This window comes from Vibrio sp. 10N.222.54.E6 (genome assembly GCF_041473955.1).
Classification (GTDB): Bacteria; Pseudomonadota; Gammaproteobacteria; order Enterobacterales; family Vibrionaceae; genus Vibrio; species Vibrio tasmaniensis_A.
Map to the genome: position 1 here is coordinate 106,869 of NZ_JBFRTD010000010.1, position 16,063 is coordinate 122,931.

General features: G+C 44.2%; 14 protein-coding genes. 8 read left to right on the forward strand and 6 right to left on the reverse strand.

Going from position 1 to position 16,063, the window contains the following annotated elements; translation table 11 throughout:
* The first annotated feature begins 78 nt into the window (after positions 1–78).
* The 6 genes from sapA to AB4513_RS05405 are packed head-to-tail and all read left to right on the forward strand — an operon-like array spanning position 79 to position 6,133.
* Positions 79–1,701 (forward strand): ABC transporter substrate-binding protein SapA, encoded by a 1,623-nt coding sequence (gene sapA / locus AB4513_RS05380; RefSeq protein ID WP_102257843.1) that lies wholly within the window; start codon positions 79–81, stop codon positions 1,699–1,701.
* Positions 1,701–2,663 (forward strand): ABC transporter permease subunit, encoded by a 963-nt coding sequence (locus AB4513_RS05385; protein WP_009848779.1) that lies wholly within the window; start codon positions 1,701–1,703, stop codon positions 2,661–2,663. The genes sapA and AB4513_RS05385 overlap by 1 nt, the downstream gene beginning before the upstream one ends.
* Entirely contained in the window at positions 2,650–3,537 is an 888-nt protein-coding gene (gene sapC / locus AB4513_RS05390; RefSeq protein ID WP_009848780.1) for a putrescine export ABC transporter permease SapC, read from the forward strand. Before AB4513_RS05385 ends, sapC begins: the two co-directional genes overlap by 14 nt.
* Positions 3,537–4,538 carry an oligopeptide/dipeptide ABC transporter ATP-binding protein gene (locus AB4513_RS05395; RefSeq protein ID WP_009848781.1) on the forward strand — a complete coding sequence of 334 codons (1,002 nt, stop codon included), beginning with the start codon at positions 3,537–3,539 and terminating at the stop codon, positions 4,536–4,538. The genes sapC and AB4513_RS05395 overlap by 1 nt, the downstream gene beginning before the upstream one ends.
* Positions 4,535–5,317: an ATP-binding cassette domain-containing protein gene (locus tag AB4513_RS05400; protein ID WP_009848782.1), complete on the forward strand. Its 783-nt coding sequence runs from the start codon at positions 4,535–4,537 to the stop codon at positions 5,315–5,317. Before AB4513_RS05395 ends, AB4513_RS05400 begins: the two co-directional genes overlap by 4 nt.
* 36 nt (positions 5,318–5,353) lie before the next feature.
* On the forward strand, positions 5,354–6,133 hold the full coding sequence (locus AB4513_RS05405; protein ID WP_102257842.1) for a DUF2927 domain-containing protein: 780 nt from the start codon (positions 5,354–5,356) through the stop codon (positions 6,131–6,133).
* A gap of 93 nt (positions 6,134–6,226) precedes the next feature.
* Here AB4513_RS05405 and AB4513_RS05410 read toward each other — a convergent pair whose 3' ends face one another.
* Together AB4513_RS05410 and AB4513_RS05415 are read right to left on the reverse strand one after the other, a co-directional pair.
* The gene (locus AB4513_RS05410) at positions 6,227–6,616 is read right to left on the reverse strand and encodes a DUF2750 domain-containing protein (protein WP_004734596.1); all 390 of its coding nucleotides are present in this window, start codon (positions 6,614–6,616) and stop codon (positions 6,227–6,229) included.
* A gap of 149 nt (positions 6,617–6,765) precedes the next feature.
* Positions 6,766–7,671, reverse strand: a complete 906-nt coding sequence (locus tag AB4513_RS05415; protein WP_017104082.1) for a manganese-dependent inorganic pyrophosphatase — start codon at positions 7,669–7,671, stop codon at positions 6,766–6,768.
* A gap of 201 nt (positions 7,672–7,872) precedes the next feature.
* On the opposite strand from AB4513_RS05415, the gene AB4513_RS05420 reads away from it, so the two are divergent.
* Positions 7,873–9,087, forward strand: coding sequence for a putative manganese transporter (locus AB4513_RS05420; RefSeq protein ID WP_012604363.1), 1,215 nt, complete (start codon positions 7,873–7,875; stop codon positions 9,085–9,087).
* A 312-nt stretch (positions 9,088–9,399) separates the two neighbouring features.
* Here AB4513_RS05420 and torA read toward each other — a convergent pair whose 3' ends face one another.
* From torA to torE, 3 genes are read right to left on the reverse strand one after another with little or no spacing between them, the layout of a single operon-like run.
* Positions 9,400–11,862 carry a trimethylamine-N-oxide reductase TorA gene (torA, locus tag AB4513_RS05425; RefSeq protein WP_017100089.1) on the reverse strand — a complete coding sequence of 821 codons (2,463 nt, stop codon included), beginning with the start codon at positions 11,860–11,862 and terminating at the stop codon, positions 9,400–9,402.
* Between the two features lie 24 nt (positions 11,863–11,886).
* On the reverse strand, positions 11,887–13,068 hold the full coding sequence (torC, locus tag AB4513_RS05430) for a pentaheme c-type cytochrome TorC (protein ID WP_009848788.1): 1,182 nt from the start codon (positions 13,066–13,068) through the stop codon (positions 11,887–11,889).
* Positions 13,069–13,118: 50 nt separating this feature from the next.
* A complete protein-coding gene (gene torE, locus AB4513_RS05435; protein WP_008222628.1) occupies positions 13,119–13,301 on the reverse strand; it encodes a trimethylamine N-oxide reductase system protein TorE in 183 nt (60 codons plus the stop codon).
* Between the two features lie 436 nt (positions 13,302–13,737).
* Here torE and AB4513_RS05440 point away from each other — a divergent pair, with 436 nt between their 5' ends.
* On the forward strand, positions 13,738–14,532 hold the full coding sequence (locus AB4513_RS05440; protein WP_102257841.1) for an ABC transporter permease: 795 nt from the start codon (positions 13,738–13,740) through the stop codon (positions 14,530–14,532).
* 383 nt (positions 14,533–14,915) lie between these two features.
* On the opposite strand, the gene focA is transcribed toward AB4513_RS05440, so the two are convergent.
* Complete coding sequence (focA, locus tag AB4513_RS05445; protein ID WP_009848790.1) at positions 14,916–15,758, reverse strand: formate transporter FocA; 843 nt, start codon at positions 15,756–15,758, stop codon at positions 14,916–14,918.
* Positions 15,759–16,063: the final 305 nt, after the last annotated feature.

The following is a 16,063-nucleotide window of genomic DNA, read 5'->3' on the forward strand; positions in this document are numbered from 1 at the left end:
GAGCCGAATAAATAAAATGTTAAATTGTCGGGATCTTGAGGCTCCTCTAACGCCTCGTTTCGAAAAGTATTTCTTTTTATGAAAGCACTAATAAGACTATCACTTAGCATCTGCACGCTTGGCTTTTTAGCTGGATGTGGTGAAAGTGTCACTCACGAGCAAATCCGTGAAAAAAGCTTCATTTATTGCGGCCAAGGTAATCCTAGTACCTTCAATCCACAATTGGTTGATAGTGGCATTACCTCAGAGTCGCTGAGCCCTCAAATTTTCGATACCCTGCTCACTCTTGATCCTATGACTTACCGACCAAAACAGAACTTGGCAACAAGCTGGTCTGTCGATAAATCAGGTACAGAGTACACTTTCAAACTGCGCCCAAATGTTGCGTTTCAAACCACAGATTGGTTTACCCCAACCCGCAGCATGAATGCACAGGATGTGGTCTTTAGTTTTGAACGTATCATTGATACTTCAAACCCATTTCATTATGTGGGTGGCGGTTTATATCCATGGTTCGCTGGCATAGACTTTCAAAACCTGATAGTTGAAATCACGGCGGTGGATGACCTAACGGTGAAGTTCCAGTTAAGTCGCCCAGATAATTCATTTCTTAACAATATCGCCACCAGCTATGCGGTCATTCACTCCAAAGAATATGCCAACAAGCTGATTACCACAGATGAAAAAAATGAAATAGACTCCAAGCCCGTAGGCACAGGCCCTTTCTACTTGGATGAATATCAAATTAATGATCTTGTACGCTTGAAAAAGAACATGCATTACTGGAAGGGTGAAGTACAAATGGACCAAGTTGTATTTGATACTTCACAACGCGGTACAGGCACACTTGCCAAGCTTCTCCGCAGTGAGTGTGACGTGTTGAACTCACCAATTTCTAGCCAGATCCCTATTATTCAAGCTCATGAAGAGTTGAAGATTTCTGCCACACCTGCAGTAAATGTCTCTTTCATCGCGCTAAACACAGAACACCCTGCATTGCGTGACTCACGAGTACGTAAAGCATTGAACTTGGCTATTAACCGTCAGAACATTCTTGATTCTGTGTACTACGGTACAGGTACAAAAGCCTACACGTTACTTCCCCCTACTTCTTGGGCTTATCAAAAAGACAGCGTTCAAGTTCGCTATGATCGAAACTATGCGATCGCACTTCTTAGAGAGGCCGGTGTAGAACCAGGGTTAGAGCTTTCAATGTGGGTGCCACTAGAGCCACGCGCATACAATCCAAGTCCAAGAAAAACGGCAGAACTGATCCAAGCAAACTTGGCTGATATTGGTATTGAATTGAAACTCTATACCGACGATCGATTTGACCGAACACAGCTGTCTTCAATTTCCTCAACAGATTTGTTACTCACAGGTTGGATTGGCAGTACGGGCGACCCAGACAACTTCTTGCGTCCACTTCTATCATGTAGTTCGGAACGCGCGGGATTAAACGTCTCTATGTGGTGCAACTCAGACTTTGATTTCCTTCTCGACTTGGCATTAGAGATTAATCAACAAAGGCATCGCGTGAACTTGTATCGACAAGCCCAAAACATTCTTAATGAAGAAGTTCCTGTGATACCTCTCGCTCATGGCGTGCAATTCCGTGTGCACGATCGTTCGCTAACAGGTTTTAAACGCAGTCCTTTTAATGCTCAACCTTTTGATCAAGTCAGAAGGGAGGTGAACTGATGTTTTGGTATACATTAAGACGTGTAAACTTATTCATTATTACACTTGGAATTCTGACTTTGGTGGGCTTTGCTCTACTTCGATTAGACCAAACCTCACCTTGGGCAATTCAAGATTTTTGGCCCGGCTGGCTTAGCTACGTCACCGAATTATCGACGCTGAATTTCGGCCTGAGCAAACACGGTGTTCCTATCATCGAAGAGCTTGTCGTGGTATTCCCTGCGACGTTAGAATTGTGCTTCTTTGCTTTTCTACTCGCACTGTTTATCGGCATCCCTTTCGGCACAATTGCCGGCATGAGACAAGGTAAGTTTGTTGATACCACTATATCGTTTACTTCAATGGCAGGCTACTCAGCACCTATATTTTGGGTCGCATTGCTAATGATCATGGTGTTCTCACTGCACTTCGAGATGTTCCCTGTTGGGGGACGATACGATCTACTTTACGAAATTGAACACGTGACTGGCTTTGCAATGATTGATGCCTTCTTTGCCGAAGGTAACTATCGAGCACACGCCCTACAGAGCGTAATAGACCATATGGCGTTACCTTGTCTTGTTTTGGCGCTCGCTCCAACAACCCAGGTTATCCGACTAATGAGAGCGTCAGTGGCTGAAGTGATGGCTCAAAACTACATCCGTGCCGCGCGAATCAAAGGTCTTTCAACAAGAGAGATCGTCACTCAACATGTATTAAGAAATGCAATACCACCGATTATTCCTAAGGTCGGCGTTCAACTCTCCAGTATGTTAACGCTCGCTATCATCACCGAGTCTATCTTTAACTGGCCGGGTATTGGCCGCTGGTTGCTGGATGCATTATCCAATCAAGATTACGTTTCAATTCAAGCTGGTGTAATTGTGGTAGCAACCTTGGTTTTGACCGCGAATATACTGTCCGATCTACTGGGCGCGATGGTCAATCCTCTGGTAAGGAAGGAATGGTATGCTAACAAATAACGTCTACCAAGAAGAACAGATTCCAACCCAATTCGAGCGTTTCTGGCGCAGCTTCCGTGGCAATAATCTCGCAATGTTTGGACTATGGTGTTTGGTCTTGATCATTTTGATCACCATCACTTCACCATGGCTAGCACCACATGATGCTCAAGAGCAGACGGGGCACCTACTAACACCTCCTTCTTGGGATCCGGCTGGAACAGTTGAGTATTTTCTAGGCACTGATGATTTAGGCCGAGATATTCTATCCCGTCTGATTATTGGCTCTCAGCTGACATTTGGTGCCGCAGTAGTGATTACCTTTATCGCAGCAGTCATCGGTTGTCTGATTGGCGTACTTGCAGGTATGACTCGTGGGTTGCTATCAAGTACGCTAAACCACTTGCTTGACACGGTAATGTCTATTCCGTCGTTGCTACTTGCGATTATCTTCGTGGCATTTCTTGGCTTTGGCGAGTTTAATATCTTGCTAGCCTTATGTTTGGCATTGATTCCACGCTTTATTCGTTCGGTATACATTGCCGTGCATGCAGAAGTAGAAAAAGACTATATTTTGGCTTCTCGCCTTGATGGTGCGAATGACTTCTACCTGTTATGGAATTCAATCCTTCCTAATATTCTTACTGTAGTGGCACTTGAAATTACACTGGCATTGTCAGTCGCCATTCTTGATATCACGGCCTTGGGTTTCTTAGGGCTTGGCGCTCAAGCACCAAGTACCGAATGGGGCTCAATTTTGGGTGATTCTGTAGAGCTGATTTACCTTGCGCCATGGACAGTAACTCTACCCGGCTTAGCCATTATGTTTACAGTGATCGTGATTAACCTTGTCGGTGAAGGTGTTCGCCAAGCGCTAAATGCAGGAATCGAATAATGCCGTTACTTGATATTCGACATCTAACCATCGAGATTGAGACCCCTCAAGGGATGGTTAAAGCAGTAGATCGAATGAGTATTACCCTCAATGAGGGAGAAATTCGTGGCTTAGTAGGTGAATCAGGTTCTGGTAAGAGCTTGGTTGCAAAAGCGATCGTTGGTGTTTGCAAAGAAAACTGGAAAGTGTCTGCCGACCGAATGCGCCTTGGCAATATCGACCTGCTACAACTAACGCCCAAAGAACGACGCCGTGTGATCGCTCGCGATATCGCGATGATCTTCCAAGAACCATCGACATGTCTTGACCCTTCCGAAAAAGTGGGACGCCAGCTAATAGAGGCGATTCCTTCGCGTTCATTTGAAGGTCGATGGTGGCAACGGTTTAAGTGGCGAAAAAAGCAAGCAATAGCATTACTGCATAAAGTGGGGATCAAAAATCACTCTCACCTAATGGACAGTTATTCTTATGAGTTGACCGATGGTGAGTGTCAAAAAGTCATGATCGCCATGGCGATCGCTGCCAAGCCAAAAGTGCTAATTGCCGATGAGCCAACCAACGATTTAGACCCGATTACGCAGTCTCAAATATTGCGCTTATTGAGCCGAATGAATCAACTTCATAACACGACAATTCTCCTCATTGGGCACGATTTAACGACTATCACTCAATGGGCGACACGAATAACCGTGATGTACTGCGGTCAGTCCGTTGAGTCTGCAGATACGACAAAACTGTTGGATGTACCAAAGCATCCTTACACCGTTGCACTGCTAAAAGCGATGCCCGATTTTAACGACTGGATTCCCCATAAAGAAAAACTGCAATCTTTACCAGGGTCAATTCCGCCGCTGCAGCACCTCCCGATTGGTTGTCGACTTGGACCACGTTGTCCATACGCGCAAAGACAGTGTGTCGAGATCCCGCATACTAAGCGTATAAAGACCCACAAATTTAACTGTCATTTCCCTCTGAATATGGAGAAGAAAAAGAAATCATGAGTGCATTATTAGAGGTCAGTGATTTATCTAAAGACTTTACGACTCGCTCTGGTCTTTTCCGTAAAAAGATTCATCAGGCAGTGAAGCCAGTTAGCTTTTCCCTTGAAGCGGGACAGACTATTGGTTTTATCGGTCAGAATGGGTCGGGGAAATCGACATTAGCTAGAATGCTAGCGGGTATGGTGGAACCAACAGCAGGTGAGATCCGAGTGAACGGTGAAAAGCTAGAACACAAAGACTACTCAACTCGCTGTAAACTGATTCGAATGATTTTCCAAGATCCGAACACCTCGCTAAATCCACGCATCCAGATTGGTCGAATCCTTGAAGGACCGTTGAAGCGAAATACCAACATGCCACCAGAAGCCCGCATGCGCCGCGTAAAGGACACATTATTACGTGTTGGGCTTCTACCAGAACATGCTTACTTCTATCCTCAGATGCTTGCTGCAGGCCAGAAGCAGAGGGTTTGTTTGGCTCGCGCATTGATACTTCAGCCTTCCATCATTGTGGCTGATGAAGCGTTGAATGGTTTGGATATGGCGATGCGTTCGCAAATCATCAATCTGTTCCTAGAACTTCAAGAAGAGATGGGCGTATCGTTCGTTTATGTTTCCCAACACATCGGCATTGTTAAACACATCACAGATAAGATCATCGTCATGCACGAAGGCAATGTGGTTGAAAGTGGCGAAACACATGAAGTACTGACTAACCCAACTCACCAAATCACACAAAGGTTAGTTGAGAGCCACTTCTATAAAGCACCAAGCCATTAATCGGTGATAGCGCTATATTCCGCAAAGGGGAAAGATATGTTACCAAGAGCTTCAATGCTTTCCCTCTTGTTGGCGCTGCTGTCCTTTAATGCAGCAAGCACAACACTCACATGGCTAGATAGAACCTTCGTCGAAACTGCCTTTTATCACGTCGCACTTCAACACGAATATTCACAAGGCGACAAGCTCCTCGCTAAATGGAAACAGCCTATCAAGGTATGGGTTGATCATCGAGTGGGTGATAAAGACCTGCATCAGGAGCTCACGGAACTTCATCTCCAACACTTGTCCGAAGTGACCCAGCACCCCATAACAATCGTTAAAAATAAGTCTGAAGCGAATGTAAAATGGATATACACGAGGCAGAGTCAGTGGATAGCTGAAGCCAAAACTGTACTCAAACTGAAATCGACACAGCATCTAAACAGCGCTATCTGTACTGCAGGTTATCGAACTAATTCCAAAGGGGAGATTGTATATGCAGGAATTGTGATCCCAGTAGATCAAGCGAGAGCAAGAGGAAAGCTGGTCGCATGTATCGTGGAAGAGATCACACAGGTTCTAGGCCTGCCGAATGATTCAGATAAAGCCTACCCTTCTATTTTCAATGATCACACGCCAGAAGACTTGTTATCCCCCTTAGATGTAGTGCTGCTAAAGCTACTGTATGAGCCTCAATTGAAAGTGGGAATGACAAAAGAACAGGCAAAACCAGTTGTGCGAAAAATACTGAAAAGATACAGCAAAACAGGTGTACTTCAGCAAGCTTCTAAAGCAGCACAGCAGGCGCCTTTGTATCAACTTATTGGGTATTGACGAAAATACGTTGGAAAGTAGCTTAGAAGGGAAGAATAGAACAACAGCGTTGCCCGAGGTAAGACAACGCTGGCTTACAATTTGACGAGAGAATTAGCGCTTAGCAGCCTGCTTCTTCAGCTCGAAGTCGAACTCATCCGGGAACAAGATAACACCTTCTTCCTGTTCGTTCGGGAACACAACAACTGCAAGCTCGTCGTCTTCTAGACCGTTAGTCCAACGGCTATGCCATTTGTTTAGTGAAATAGACTCAGCTTTACACTCAGACCAATCACCCGTCGCCCAAGACTCCGCAAACTCTTGATTTGGCCATACAGGAACACAGTCTTCATCTTCTGTGTTCAGCATTACACAACCGTGTTCATCGGTTAAGATCCATACTTCACGGTTCGCTACGATTTCTTTCACACAGTACTTCAGGCGTTGCTCACCCGTATACTTATTGATTTCAGCGATTTTTTTATCGTCTAGCTGTGTAGTCATCTCAATTTCCTACTTTAGTCAGTAACTATGTTCTTAAAGCTATTTTATGCCGAGTGTTTTTAACTTCAAACACTATCGATGAAGAAGAAAGCCTACTTCAAAGAAAAACGCCTGCTAAATTAGCAGGCGTTTATAATTAAGCGACTTGGTTAAACAAGCTCGCCTTGAAGCCAAGGCCAACCTTGCTTCTTACGGCTCAATGTATTTTCCATCATCAATACACCGTCTTTCTCGAATTTAACCAGCTTATCAGCCCACTCACCTTTGTATAGAAGACGAGTTTGAGCTGTAGTGATATCTGTCAGCATTACTGCAGCGAATGCTAGACCATCTTTCTCACAACGCGCTTCAAGATCAGCTTCTAGCGCTTCGATCATGCCGTCTACTTGCTCAAGAGTCGCAAGCTCAACTTGACCAACAACAACATCACGACCGTTGAATGGGTAGCCTTTAAGGTCTTTTTCTACTAATTGTGCCGCAGATAGGCCTTCGATGTTTGTCTTAGCGATTAGAAGCGCTTTGATAAATGCATCAACGTCAGTCACGCCAGCGATTTCAGCAAGCTCAGCAACCGCGTCTTTGTCTTTTTGAGTACATGTTGGAGAAGCAAAACCAACTGTGTCTGAAAGAATTGCAGACATCATCAGTTTAGCGATTTGTTGAGAGATAGCGTGACCTTCAATCTTGAACATGTTGAAAAGTACTGTATTTGTACAGCCAACAGGCCAGATCCAAGCTTCCATAGGGTTAACTGTCATCACGTCACCTAGACGGTGGTGATCGACAATACCTACGATCTCTGCTTCAGCTACATCGTCTGGTGCTTGTGCAAGATCTGAGTAGTCTACTAGCCAGATTTTCTCACCAGCAACAGAAGTACGAAGTTCTGGCTTTTCAGCACCAGCGACTTCTAGAATGTGTTGAGTTTCGCGGTTGATCTCGCCTTGGCGAATTGGTGTCGCTTCCTCGCCACGAGCTTTAAGAAGCTCAGTTGCAACTAACGCACTACAAATACTGTCACTATCAGGGTTTTTGTGACCAACAACTAAAATCATGTTTCTTCCTATTACACTAACAATTATGACTCTACCTTTAGAGTCTCTCTTTATTAGGCATACTTTACCTCATTTTTTTAGATTGGTCATGTTTCGTGGGTTTGGCCAATGGTAACAAAAGATAAAAAAACAACGAATGCAATTGATAATTATTATCATTCGTATATGATTATCTTAATACACAAATTTTGAGTGACACTTATGGATCGACTAATCTCTTTTTTGCCAAGCAGCAGCGCTGCGAAAACAACTCAGTTTTCACTGTCTTTTAAGCGCCTGCTTTTACCTATTTCACTTGCGGCGTTAGTTGCAGCTCCTGCTACGCGAGAATTGACGGTCACTACCTTGTCTGACGCCTTCTGGGCAGTGTCATGTTACGTTGCGCTAACCCTAGCGATTTACCACTGGTTAAGTCTATACATCAACAAAGATAACGTCTTCAATAAGCTCGTCCATCAATCTCGTTCAAACCAAGTTGTATTCGCCGCGCTAATGGGCGCATTGCCAGGCTGTGGGGGAGCGATTGTGGTCACCACACAATTTATTTCAGGCAAACTCGGATTTGGTGCGGTTGTGGCTGTACTCGTCTCAACCATGGGTGACGCGGCATTCCTGTTAATTGCTAGCGAACCCAAAACAGGTTTAGCCATGATGGCGATGGGTGTAATCGTGGGTACCGCCTCAGGACGAATCATAAACTTGTTTCACGCAGACGACTTTTTACGCCCGAAACAGGCAGAGAGAAATGAAGCGGAAAACAGCTGTACCTCACAACCTCAAGGTCAAAGCCCTGTCTCTAAAAAAGCGATAAACCTTCAGGGTTACCTATGGTCTGTGCTTATTATTCCGGGAGCCGCTGTTGCCCTGCTTGGCTCTTTTCAAATCGATGTAAACCAGTTGCTGACACTGCCTGAGATGTCTATGGAATGGACGGGAACGATTTTACTGATCAGCTCGATGTTTTTGTGGGGGCTTACTCGTGAAATTGAGGATTACAAATCGGCCGTAAGTGAAGATGAAAAATGTATAGGTTCTCACCCACTACAAAAAACAGCTCAAGATACAAACTTTGTCACTGCATGGGTGGTGGTGGCTTTTCTTTTCTTCGAGTTTGGCTCTGTGCTTGCAAATGTCGATTTTGCGACGCTATTCTCAAGCTGGGGGATGATGCTCCCCCTGGCGGGTGTGTTGATGGGCTTACTGCCGGGGTGTGGTCCACAATTGTTGGTCACTAGCCTTTACCTTTCAGGTGCACTGCCACTTTCAGCTCAGGTCGGTAACGCAATTTCAAATGATGGTGATGCTTTATTCCCTGCTATCGCAATGGCACCGAAAGCGGCTCTTGTGGCCACATTATATTCAGGCATACCCGCATTAATCTGTGCATACGGTTATTGGTTTATGTTCGAAATTTAACTCAAGCTGATTCAATTCCATAGGTCTCTATTAGGTCGATACTTTGTATCGGCCTTTTTGTTTCCGTCTGCCTAAGCCCTTACAACAGATTCTTTATACATTCCCTTCCTGCTTCATTGTTCGTAGTTCATAGTTCTACAGCCTATCTCAAACGGCACGTCGTTATAGCCGGTCTCAAAAACGCCCCCTGTTGGCGCTATGACAATGCTTAATTACAAATTCCGCACACAGGCTAGAAAAACAAAAAGCCTCTGTAAGAGTGCTTACAGGGGCTTTAATTCAAGCTTTAATCTTGGTTCTTAAGTACAAGACTTAAGAAACTTCGATTGGACCACCGAATGAAGTTACTGGAGGCAGTTTGCCTTGGAACTTCTCGAAGTTAACCAAACATGTGTTTGCTGACGTTGCTTGAGCAAGTTCAGACGTACCGATGTCTTGAGTTAGTGTGTTTGGATCGCCGTATGTATCTAGCGCCCCCACTTTCTCGTTGATCGGGCCGTACCAAGCGCCTTCTTCGATACGAACAACACCAGGTGCGTAGCTATCCATTAGAACAGCACCTGCTAGTAGTTGACCACGGTCATTGAACACACGTACTACGTCGCCATCTTTGATGCCTTTCTTCTTAGCATCGATTGGGTTGATGTAGATTGGCTCACGGCCTTGTACCGCGTAAGTCGCACGCCACTCTTCAGATTCACACATCTGAGAGTGAAGACGCTTGTCTGGGTGACAAGATTGTAGCCAGTACGGATGTTTGTCAGAGCCTGGACCACCGTGTGAACGTTCAGATTTCTCAAACCACATAGGGTGTTCTTGACAGTGCTCGTAACCCATGTTGCCAACAGTACGGCTTGTGATTTCGATGAAACCAGAAGGCGTACCTAGTGCGTTGATCTCTGGATCTTCACGGAATGAAGCGTGACGAGTCCATGGCTTACCTTTACCGAAGTCTAGGAAACCTTTCTCCCAGAACTCAGCAAACTCAGGCATTTCGAAGCTGCCTTCGTTTGATGCACGACATTCGTCATACAGAGATTTAACCCACTGCATTTCGTCCATACCACGCGTATAATCGTCGTAACGACCCCAACGCTTAGTTAGGCTAGACATAATCTCGAAGTCAGTTTTAGACTGGAACAGAGGATCGACTAGTTTGTGCATCGCGATCAAACCACGACCAGAGTACGCGCCGTAACCATCAATATCGTTACGTTCCCACTGAGTACATGCAGGAAGCACGATATCAGAGTGACGACAAGTTGCAGTCCAAGCGAAATCAACAGCCACTACAGTTTGTAGGCTCTTGAATGCTTTACGCATCTTGTTGCGATCTTGGTGGTGGTGCCACGGGTTATTACCACTGAATACCATCATCTTGATATCCGGTAGTGTAACCGTTGAACCGTTCGCTTTGATCTTCTTACCTGGCTCTAGCAAGCTATCTACCCAACGAGCAACAGGGATTACACGGCTGTAACCGTTGTAATCAGTGTTAGTGTGCTTAGGCGATTGACCTTGGTCGATGTTCAACGGGAATGAACCCGGAGCAGCGAAGCCAGTTGAAGAAACACCGATACCAGAGTAATGGTGACCGTAAGAGATACCACCGCCAGGTAGACCGATTTGGCCAACCATTGCTGCGATAACGGCACACATCCAGTAAGGCTGCTCACCGTGTTGTTGACGTTGGATACTCCAACCGACAAGAATCTGCGTACGACCGTTAACCAGCATCTTAGCGAATTCACGGATAGAGTCCGCGCTTGCACCACAGATAGCCGAAGCCCACTCAGGTGTCTTCTCAACTTTATCTTTCGTTTCACCTTGAACGTACTTGATAAAGTCTTCAAAACCTAGACAGTAAGTTTCGATGAACTTCTTGTCGTATAGATCTTCGTTGTAAAGAACGTGAGCAACACCAAGCATGAACGCCACATCAGTTTGTGGGTTGATGTACATTTGCTCGTTTTCTAGGTAACGGCCTGTTTTGTTTTTAACAGGGTCAACAGAAACAACGTTGATCTCTTTCTTAGCAACTTTTTCTTTCAGCTGCTCTAAGTATGCGAATGACTCGTGAGTCTCACATGTCCAACCTACTTGCAGGTTTTTAACTGGATCGTTACCCCAAAGAACAATGTTGTCACTGTTTTCTAGGATAAGTTCCCAAGATGTACCTTGTGCGTAAACTTCAGTAGAACCTAGCACGTAAGGCATGATCGTTTGACCAGCACCTGTTGAGTAGTCACCGATTTTCTTCACAGAGTAACCGTGAAGTGCCATTGCACGTTGCATATGGTTAGTACAGCTGTGGAACTGACCCGTTTGTCTCCACCCAGTTTGACCTGTGTGAAGCGCCCATGGACCGTAATCTTTCTGTACGCGCTCTAGTTCGCGGTAAACAAGGTCTAGTGCCTCATCCCAAGTCACACGAATAAAACGGTTGTTACCACGCGTGTCTGCGCTGTATTTATGCTTCTTCAACCAATCTAGGCGAACCATTGGGTAACGCACACGTGATGGGCTGTAGATAATACCTTTAATACCTTTCAACATCTCAGTTGGGTGTTGATCGATTTCTAGAGGTTTAATCTCTTGTACTTTACCCGCATAAACGCGAGCTCGGAATGCACCCCAGTGAGAACCAGAGACTTTCCACGCGCCGTCTGTTTCTGCTGCAGACACTGATGCCGACGCCAATAAGCTTGGACCGATAACCGATGCCGCACTTGTAGTCGCGACACCTTTCAGAAAACTTCTTCTTGTAATTGCCATTGTGTTACTCCAATTGACGTCTTATTAGTGATGGCCTTCAGAAAAATCTGATGAGTGCTTCTGTAGATACTTAAGAACAAGTGCTTCTGTATCTGTATCGAAGTTAACGAATGCAATCATACCATCTAACATGCCTACCCAACCGTTAGCGCTGAAGTGAGCTTCATCTGGCTGTGAGTGACACGTTGAACAGTTAGATTGGTACGCTTGACCCGCTGCGTTCCAGATTGGATCGAAGTTATCAACCATAGACTCTTTCTTCATCCAAAGTGCTAGGTTAACTTCTTCCCATGGAAGGCCAGTAAGCTCATCTTCTTTCTTCTCACCAACAGTGATAACGTCACTTTGAGATACTTCTTTGGTCAAGATTGCAGTTGAGATATTCATACCGAAGTCTTCTTGGATTACACGTCCGAAACCTTTCGCTTTACGCCAACCATCGATTTGAATCTTGATCATGTCGCCTTTTTCGTCGATAACCGCAACTTTACTTGCAGGGCTGAGTAGACCCGCTTCAACTGTTGCTGTTTCATCTGTGTACATTGGTAGGTGACGAATAGAGATCACGTCAGAACCATTTGCGTAAGATGTGCTGCTTGCTACATTTTCTAGCTCGCCAACAATACCGCTTGCTGATGCCATATCCATTGGAAGGTTGTGAGCAATACCTTTGTGACAGTCAACACAGCTTTGATCACGTTCTGCTGCATTCTTCATCTGGATACGCGCTGTTGGGCGCATGTTCTCGAAGTCCATTGAATCGTAGTTGTGACAGTTTTTACACTCTAGAGATTTGTTCGAAGAGAAACGATCCCATTCGTGTTTAGCCAGTTCGATACGACGAGCTTCGAATTTCTCAGGTGTATCTAGGTCACCAAATACTTGAGCAAATACTTCTTTAGATGCTTGCATCTTACGAGCGATTTTTGCTGTCCATTCATGTGGAACGTGACAGTCAGGACAAGTAGCACGTACACCAGAAGTGTTTTTCCAGTGAACCGTTTCTTGTAGCTCTACGTAAACATTGTCACGCATGGTGTGACAACTTACACAGAACTCTTCCGTATTTGTGTGCTCTAGAGCTGTGTTAAAACCGCCCCAGAAAATAACACCGGCGATAAAGCCACCCATAGTTAGTACACCAAGACTGATGTGTACTGCAGGGCGAGTCATTGTGCGCCATAATTTAACTAAAAATGATTTCATGTTTAGCTCTCTTAAATATTGATTTTAAAAAATGTTGTTACTAGAGGGCATTACATGCCGCCGTGAGCACCAGGAGGTCCGAATACAAACACTTGCAGTGCCCAAACTAGGAAGCCGTAACCGCCTACAAAAGCCACACTTAATATTGGAAAGAGAACCACCGCGATGAAGAGGAAAGACTTCCACTCCAACGAGCGTTTTTCGCCAGTTTCAATTTTATTAACATCACTCATACATTTTGCCTATTTTGTATTTAGTAATTTCGAGTAACCCATTCTATGGGGCTAAAGTTCTTGAGTATCTAACAACAAATTTTAGACCATACACAAAGTAGGGTTCAATCAAATCCCCCGTTATAACCCTTGCTAATCAATACTTTTTTGAGGTCATCCAAACTTGTTTTCAGTTAAACAAAGTTATTAAAAAGTATTAACAAATGTGAAGAATTAAGTATATTTCACAAATGTTAAAAACCAACATACACGCAACCATCTGACAACCAATTTTAACTTTTTACCTACTAAGTAGTAGCTAGAAAAGCCTCAAACAACCACTATTTTGTGTTTTGTTTGTTAAATGATTGATCATTTTTAGAATTGGTGACTTTACAGTTGAAATGCATCATTTGGCACTTTCAGATATGATGGAGACCACTTAAAAGGAATCATTATGCAAGACGTTATTGATATATCTTGGTGGCAGTTATTGTTCTTCAGCTCACTTCTCTTGCTACCTATTACCATCAACCACAAGTTAAAACTCGGCCTTGGCAAAGAGGCTTCTGTCAGCATAATCCGTATGGTTATTCAGCTATTTCTAGTGGGACTTTACCTAGAATACTTGTTCACCTTAAATAGCTTATGGGTCAATTTACTGTGGCTATTTGCAATGATCATCGTTGGGGCAAGCTCAATTGTTGAAAAATCTAGGCTCTCCAAAAACCTACTTTTAGGTCCTATAGCCGTTAGCCTTGCTGTAACTTGTGTACCTATTGTCTTGTTTATCTGCTTTTTCATCATTAAACCGACACCGGTTTTTAACGCACAGTACCTTATCCCTATTGCAGGGATGCTGTTAGGTAATAGCTTAAGCAGTAATATCGTGGCATTGCAGAACTTGTTTGGGGCTTTTGAAACGCAGAAATCAGAGTACGAAGCGGCTATCGCTTTGGGCGCATCTCCTTCCTATGCAGCCGCGCCTTTTGTTCGTAATGCGATACAGAAAGCGATGTCACCAATTATGGCCTCTATGGCAACTACAGGCTTAGTCACGCTACCGGGAATGATGACAGGACAGATCTTAGGAGGTGCATCACCGATGATTGCGATTAAGTATCAGTTGATGATCATGTTAGCTATCTTCGTGATGATGAGCTGCTCTTTAGCACTTGCACTTCAGCTCTCATTGAAGACATCTCTTACTAAAGAAGGCCGAGTTCTCGCGCAAATACAGCCTTCGAAATAGCCTCCCTACCCCACTTAGATCTGGTTACTCACTGAATTTGAGACAGGTTATCCACAGAAATTGTGGATAACCAAATCAATATAGATCCTTTTTTGTCCATTCCCACCTAGGGAAAGATCATTACCTTTGATCTTTGGGTGTTTTCAAAGACATATACACACACGGTGATCATCGCTATTGAGCGTTCACATGATAATTTAAGAAATGAATAAGTAGGTTTTCCACAAATAAAAACGGCCTGCAATGCAGACCGTCTTTTAAATGTCATAAGTCAGTTCAGTGTTTTCACTGAGTCCAAGTTACCCAGTTAACTCGTAAACTGGATTAACCGTGTAATCGGAATTAATCACGAAACCTTTGCTTGGTGGATCACGCCACCCTTATTAGTCACGTAGGTAGATCAACCAGTACCACATACCAACAAAGATACCACCGCCAATGATGTTACCAATGGTAACGGGCAGCAAGTTGTTCATCAAAAAGTCCATCATGTTCAGATCAACGTAGTCCGCAGGGTTAGCGCCTGTCATTGTCCAAAATTCTGCGGGAGCAAATGTTTTGATACCGATAGCTAAAGGGACTTGGAACATGTTGGCAATACAGTGCTCAAAACCGGCTGATACGAACATCGCCACAGGTAAAATCATAACTGCGATTTTGTCAGTCAGTGTACGTCCACTAAACGTCATCCATACCGCGATACAAACCAACACATTACACATGATGCCAAGCGCGATAGCTTGGATAAAATCATGGTGCATTTTGTGTTGGGAAATCGCCATGGCATTCAAACCCACTTGCCCATGATCGAACATGTACTGTTTAGTCAGAAGCATACAGGCCACCAGCAGCAATGCACCAATTAAGTTACCGACATAAACCGTGGTCCAGTTCTTAACTAATGTACGCCAGGTAATCTTGCCACTTGCGCGAGCAACAAGCGTCAACACCGAGCTGGTAAACAGTTCACCACCAGTAACAACAACAAGGATTAATCCTAAGCTAAAAGCTAGACCACCCAATAAGCGAGTAATACCCCACGGTAAATCACCAGCACCGGTAGTCACGATAGTGTAGAACACAAACGCGATACCAATATGTATGCCGGCAGAAATCGCTAGGAGAAAAGATTTGATTGGATCTTTGGTTGCTTTACCTACGCCAATATCTGCAGCGCGCTCAGCCATTTGTGGCGGTAATAATGAGTCGAATTGGTTTAGATTCATGATGATTTACATTTTGAAACATGTCGTCGGGAGCGCGATAATCCTCTCTTTCATTTCTGAATTCAAGAGCTATTTTAAGCTCGAAATGCCTCTCACAACCCTGTTGAAAGGAATTAGTCCAAGTTATTCCAAATTCATACGACTTTAGTAGTAAAAATAAAACTCTGCTGAATGATTAGTTATCAGCATAGAAAATAACACATCTATAAATATCAACAAGTTACGTTAAAACACAAAGAATAACGTACACTATAATGACTCAATGAACACTTTTGTTTTCAGATTTTGACATAGATCAACAGAAC